This is a genomic window from Sphingomonas sp. CROZ-RG-20F-R02-07, from assembly GCF_022662335.1.
GTDB lineage: Bacteria > Pseudomonadota > Alphaproteobacteria > Sphingomonadales > Sphingomonadaceae > Sphingomonas.
Genome location: NZ_JAKNQJ010000046.1, coordinates 1 through 1,461 on the forward strand (window position 1 = coordinate 1; position 1,461 = coordinate 1,461).

The following is a 1,461-nucleotide window of genomic DNA, read 5'->3' on the forward strand; positions in this document are numbered from 1 at the left end:
GGGCGGATTCAACCGGTCGTCGCAACACTTCGACACAGGAGGTTGCAATGGGCATTGGAAAGCGGCGTTCGGATCGATGTGGACGACCGCCGTTGCGGTCCCCAGGCCGGCCTTCTGTGGCAGATCGCAGTGAACGGCAGCTGTTCTGGACGTCGATAGCGGCCGGTCTGAGCAGCAGCGCAGCTGCTATCAAGGCTGGTGTGTCACAACCTGTGGGGACCAGATGGTTTCGGGAGTCGGGCGGTATGCCACCAGCGATGTTCAGGCCCGCGGCGCAGCCGCTGTCGGGCAGATATCTGTCATTGGCGGAGCGCGAGGACATCGCGCTGCTGCTCGTCCAGGGTCATAGTCTGCATGAGATCGGGCGCCGGCTGGGTCGTTCCGCCTCGACGATATCGCGTGAGGTGCGGCGTAACGCGACCACGCGCAGCGGTGGCGTGGATTATCGCGCATCCGTTGCCCAATGGCATGCCGAGCGGTCTGCCCGTCGTCCCAAGGCAACGAAGCTTGCCGGGAACGCGGCGTTGCGCTCCTATGTGGAAGAGAGGCTCGCCAGCGTCGTGCGCACCGGTTGCGGCAACCCGGTCCCGCGGCCAACGGTGTCGTGGAAGGGGCGCCGGCACGGCCCGCGACAGGACCGACGATGGGCGTGGGCCTGGAGCCCTGAACAGATCGCTCAGCGCCTGGCCGTCGACTTTCCGGATGACGAGACGATGCGCATCAGCCACGAAGCCATCTATCAGGCCCTCTTCGTCCAGGGCCGCGGCGCCTTGCGTCGTGAACTGACGGCCTGTTTGCGGACAGGACGGACCCTACGCACGCCGCGGGCGCGTGCCGGCCTACGTGGCAAGAACTTCGTCTCGAGCGACATCATGATCTCCCAGCGCCCGGCCGAAGCCGATGACCGGGCGGTGCCGGGTCACTGGGAAGGCGACCTCATCCTGGGTCTCGGCAGCTCGGCGATCGGCACGCTGGTCGAGCGCACGACACGCTTCACGATGCTGCTGCACCTGCCGCGCATGGAAGGCCATGGTGCCGGACCAAGTATCAAGAACGGGCCTGCGCTAACGGGACACGGCGCCGAGGCGGTACGCAACGCGATCGCGCGTACCATCACCACCTTGCCCCAGGAGCTGCGCCGGTCGCTCACCTGGGATCAGGGTGCCGAGATGGCACAGCATGCTCGTCTGAAGATCGATGCCGGCGTCCAGGTCTACTTCTGCGACCCGCAAAGCCCATGGCAGCGCGGCAGCAACGAGAATACTAACGGCCTGTTACGCCAGTACTTCCCGAAAGGTACGGATCTCAGCGCTCATGAACCCGACACCCTTGCAGCCGTAGCGGCTACCCTCAATGCCAGGCCCCGCAAGACGCTGGGCTGGAAAACGCCGGCCGAGGCGCTTGACCAATGCCTCGCGCAGATCGAAAAACACCCTGTTGCGACGACCGGTTGAATCCGCC

General features: G+C 65.5%; 1 protein-coding gene. It reads left to right on the top strand.

The annotated features are described in order from the left end of the window. Positions 1-47: 47 nt before the first annotated feature. Positions 48-1,454: an IS30 family transposase gene (locus tag L8H00_RS18640; protein ID WP_242098849.1), complete on the top strand. Its 1,407-nt coding sequence runs from the start codon at positions 48-50 to the stop codon at positions 1,452-1,454. Positions 1,455-1,461 lie beyond the last annotated feature (7 nt).